This is a genomic window from Stenotrophomonas sp. 2YAF22 (genome assembly GCF_052114665.1).
Taxonomy (GTDB): Bacteria; Pseudomonadota; Gammaproteobacteria; order Xanthomonadales; family Xanthomonadaceae; genus Stenotrophomonas; species Stenotrophomonas indicatrix.
The window spans coordinates 1-4,292 of the sequence record NZ_JBFRFE010000371.1 but is presented as its reverse complement, the minus strand read 5'-3'; the positions used below and the strand labels follow the sequence as shown (position 1 = coordinate 4,292).

4 protein-coding genes are annotated in these 4,292 nt (G+C 67.3%); all 4 read right to left on the bottom strand.

All coding sequences use genetic code 11. The annotated features are described in order from the left end of the window. Window positions 1–870, bottom strand: an 870-nt coding sequence (rlmM, locus tag AB4Y84_RS14650; RefSeq protein ID WP_442250343.1) for a 23S rRNA (cytidine(2498)-2'-O)-methyltransferase RlmM, incomplete at its 3' end; no start/stop codon positions are given. Beyond that, the gene (locus tag AB4Y84_RS14645; RefSeq protein WP_442244633.1) at window positions 854–1,414 is read right to left on the bottom strand and encodes a nucleoside deaminase; all 561 of its coding nucleotides are present in this window, start codon (window positions 1,412–1,414) and stop codon (window positions 854–856) included. The genes AB4Y84_RS14645 and rlmM, both read right to left, overlap by 17 nt. 96 nt (window positions 1,415–1,510) lie before the next feature. After that, on the bottom strand, window positions 1,511–2,242 hold the full coding sequence (locus tag AB4Y84_RS14640; protein ID WP_442244632.1) for a DUF6348 family protein: 732 nt from the start codon (window positions 2,240–2,242) through the stop codon (window positions 1,511–1,513). 179 nt (window positions 2,243–2,421) lie between these two features. Then, window positions 2,422–4,170: a glutamine--tRNA ligase/YqeY domain fusion protein gene (locus AB4Y84_RS14635; RefSeq protein WP_442244631.1), complete on the bottom strand. Its 1,749-nt coding sequence runs from the start codon at window positions 4,168–4,170 to the stop codon at window positions 2,422–2,424. Window positions 4,171–4,292: the final 122 nt, after the last annotated feature.

The window sequence follows — 4,292 nt, the reverse complement described above, 5'->3', positions numbered from 1 at the left end:
GCGTTCGGCGACGCGACGCGGCTGCTCGACCATATCGCAGACCATCCAGTCCAGCGGCTGCTCCGGATGCCAATGGAAACCATCGGCGCGCAGGTGTTCGACCAGGCCGGTGTCCAGCACGTGCTGGCGCAGCGGGCCGTTGTCGATGCTCAGCACATGCACGTGCTGGCGGGTCAGTACCCACGTCCAGCCGCCCGGTGCCGCGCCCAGATCAGCCGCGCGCATGCCCGGGCGAACCAGCGCTTCGCGTTCTTCCGGGGCAAGCAGGGTCAGCAGTGCCTCGTCCAGCTTCAATGCCGAGCGCGAGGGTGCGTCGGGCAACAGCTTCAAGCGCGGAATGCCCAACGCCCAGGGTGCGCTGTCGTCCGGGTTGGCCACGCAGATGAAGGCGTGCGTGCCATCGACAAACACCACGTGCAGGCGCGGCAGGCGTGCGTTCGGTTTGTCGCTGAGTTTGCCGGCCTTGCGCAGCGCCGGGCGCAGGGCGTTGCCGAAGGCACGCGCGAGCCCGGACAGCGGTTTGCCGGCGTCCGAATCGGGATGTTCCACCCACAGATCACCGAAACGCGGCGCATCGGCCAGCACGTCCAGCATCGGCGTGATGCGGTCGGCCGGGTCCAGCTGCGGCAGCTCGGCCAGTACCACCAGCTTCTGGCGGGCGAAGATCAGCTCGCGCCACGGCAGTCGCGGTGCGAGCGCCGCCGCTTCATCGCACATGAAGAGCACGTAGCCATCATTGCGCTGGGTACGGGCGTAACCGGCAAAACCGGCGGCGCCTGCGCGGAACTGCAGTTCGCCGGCCAGCTCGGGCTCGAAGCCCTGCCGGCACAGGCACAGCAGGCCGATGCCGGCCTCAGTAACGGGCGCCATCGCTTTCCCCATAGGCACGCAGCACGCTGCGCGCCGCATCACGGTTCAGACCCTGCACCACTTCGATGCCACGCTTGTTGAGCTCACCCACCCAGTCAGCCGGCAGCGGGCCTTCATCGAACGGGGTCAGCTCTTCCACGTCGGCCGAGCTGGCGCCGATCAGCAGGCGGTCGATGCCGGCCCACACGGTGGCGCCGTAGCACTGGCAGCACGGCTGCGAGCTGGTGGCCAGGGTGATCGGCGACAGCGCCGCGTTCAGGCGCGGGGTCTGCAGGCGCTGCTGGGCCAGCATGTAGGCCATGTTCTCGGCGTGCGCCAGCGAGGTCGAGTGCGGCATCACCCGGTTCACGCCGGCGGCGATCACCTTGTCATCCGGCCCGAATACCACGGCGCCGAACGGGCCGCCGCTGGCGTGGTCGACATTCAGCCGCGACAGCTCGATCGCCAGCGCGACCTTGGCCTCGTCGCCCGGATATCGCCGATCCAGGTCGATCTGGTCGTGGATCCAGGCAGGAAGGGTCAGGTGGACTTGCGCGTACAGCATCGCGGGGGTGCCTCGTTGGGAGTGAAAGGAACAGGTGCAACAGATATCGGCGCGCAGTGTAGCGGCAGTGGCATGTACCGGGCGTGCGCGCTGGGTTCAGGCCTGCGAGGGTGAGCCGGTGCGGATCACCACGTACTGCTTGCGGAACTCCAGTCCCGCCTGCGGCCAGCGCGCGGCATAGGCGCGCAGCAGCGGCAGGGCGGGGGCGAAGTCATGGCCGTTGACCCGGCAGTCGGCTTCGCACTGGCCCTGCTCGTCGCGCGAAGCGAACAGGCGGATGGCCAGGAAGTGGTGGGCTTTCAACAGGTCGTCGAAGGCGTCGATGCTCTTGGTGAACAGGCAGCAGGGGCAGGAACCGTGATCGTCCTCGCTGCACGCGGCAGCGTCGTCCAGTTCGCGGGCGCGGTAATGGGCCAGCGGCCCCAGCACCACGGTGCGCTCGTGTTCTTCGCCTTCGTCGCCGGTCGGGTAGGTCAGCCCCATCATCGGCAGATCCGGTGCGTCTTCGGCGCCGATGGCCGCCTGCAGGGTCGCCAGATCCACCCGCACCCAGGTGTCGAAGCCGGACAGCAAGGACTCCTGTTCGGTCGCGCCATTGGCGTGCTGGTATTCGAACAGGCCATCGGCGAACAGGCCGGCGTGGCGGGTCTCGATGACCGTGGACGTCTGCCAGCCGCCGTTGTCGCGTTCGTTGCTGGAGACGCTGTGTGGCGTCAGCTGCAGGCCGCTGTCGAGCAGCAGGTCGTCACCCTCGACGGTGCAGGCGATGTCACGGCCCAGCAGGACCTGTTGCAGCAGCGGGAGAAGCGCACTCGGGGCAGCGGACATGGCAGGGCCTGACAGGGCAAGAGGAGGGGATGATGACGCAGGTAGCGGCTGCGCGATGGCACGTGCCTGCGCTCGCGCAGCAAGACCCGCCGTTACCGAGGGTCGGCTACGCAGGCTTCAGCAGAGGATGAGGCAGGTGCAGGATGACGCGGGCGCCTTTGCGGCGCCCGCGCAGGTGATCAGGCCGACCAGGTGTCGCGCAGGGTCACACTGCGGTTGAACACCGGCTTGGCTTCGGTGTGGTCGCGGCGGTCGGCAACGAAGTAGCCGGTGCGCTCGAACTGGAACGACTGTTCCGGCGCAGCGGTGGCAGCCGCCGGCTCGACATAGCCGATGACGGTGCGACGTGATTCCGGATTGAGGTAATCGCGGTAGGTCTTGCCTTCCGATTCATCGTCCGGGTTCGGCACCGAGAACAGGCGGTCATACAGGCGGATCTCGGCCGGCACGCCGTGCACCGCGCTGACCCAGTGGATGGTGCCCTTGACCTTGCGGTTGGCGCCTTCCATGCCCGGACGCGATTCCGGGTCCAGCCAGCCGCGCAGTTCGGTGATGGTGCCGTCGGCATCCTTGATCACTTCATCGCAGCGGATGATGCCGGCGCCGCGCAGACGCACTTCGCCACCGGGAACCAGACGCTTCCATCCCTTCGGCGGCACTTCGGCGAAGTCCTCGCGATCGATCCACACTTCACGTGCGAACGGCACTTCGCGGGTACCGAAGCTTTCGTCCTTCGGGTGGTTGCTGAAGGTCAGCTGCTCTTCGTGGCCTTCAGCCAGGTTGGTCAGTACCAGCTTGACCGGGTCGACCACGGCCATGCGGCGCGGTGCAGCGCTGTCCAGGTCTTCGCGCAGCGCGCCTTCCAGCACGCTGAAATCGATCAGCGAATTCTGCTTGCTGATGCCCACGCGCTCGGCGAACAGGCGCATCGCCGCCGGGGTGTAGCCACGGCGACGCAGGCCCTGCAGGGTCGGCATGCGCGGGTCTTCCCAGCCGTCCACCAGCTGTTCGGTGACCAGCGCCATCAGCTTGCGCTTGCTCATCACCGTGTAGTTGATGTTCAAGCGCGAGAACTCGATCTGGCGCGGCTTGGCCGCTTCGCGCGGCAGGCCGGCGTCGACCAGCGGCTGGGTCAGCGCGTCATCGTGGGCGAAGTCGACGTTGTCCACGCACCAGTCGTACAGCGGGCGGTGGTCTTCGAACTCCAGCGTGCACAGCGAGTGGGTGATGCCTTCGATCGAATCGCCCAGTGCATGGGCGAAGTCGTACATCGGGTAGATCGGCCAGGCGTTGCCGGTGTTCTGGTGCTCGACGTGCTTGATGCGGTACAGCGCCGGATCGCGCAGGTTGATGTTGCCGCTGGCCATGTCGATCTTGGCGCGCACGGTGCGCGCGCCATCGGGGAATTCACCGGCGCGCATGCGGCGGAACAGGTCCAGGTTTTCCTCGACACTGCGGTCGCGCCACGGCGAGGGCCGGCCCGGTTCGGTCAGGGTGCCGCGGTAGGCGCGCACTTCCTCGGCCGACAGGTCACAGACGTAGGCCTTGCCGTCGGCGATCAGCTTCTCGGCGGCCAGGTAGTAGGCGTCGAAGTAATCCGACGCATGGCGCAGCTCGTTCCACTCGAAGCCCAGCCAGCGCACGTCGTCCTGGATCGCGGCCACGTATTCCGGATCTTCCTTGGCCGGGTTGGTGTCGTCGAAGCGCAGGTTGCAGACGCCGCTGAACTCGCCGGCGATGCCGAAGTTCAGGCAGATCGACTTGGCATGGCCGATGTGCAGGTAGCCGTTCGGCTCGGGCGGGAAGCGGGTCTTGATCGCCTGGTGCTTACCGCTGGCCAGGTCCTCGCGCACGATCTGGCGGATGAAATCGCGCTTCTCGTGGCTGTCGGCGGGGGTCTCGGGGCTGGCGGGGGTGTGCTCTGACATGAGTCGGCGAAAGTAAGGCAGAAAGATTGCCAGTCTAACGCTTACCGGGAAGGGCTGCCCGGGGGGCAGGCAGGGATGGCTGGGGTTGCCGGCCAGCGGCCGGCACTACAGACGACACGGGT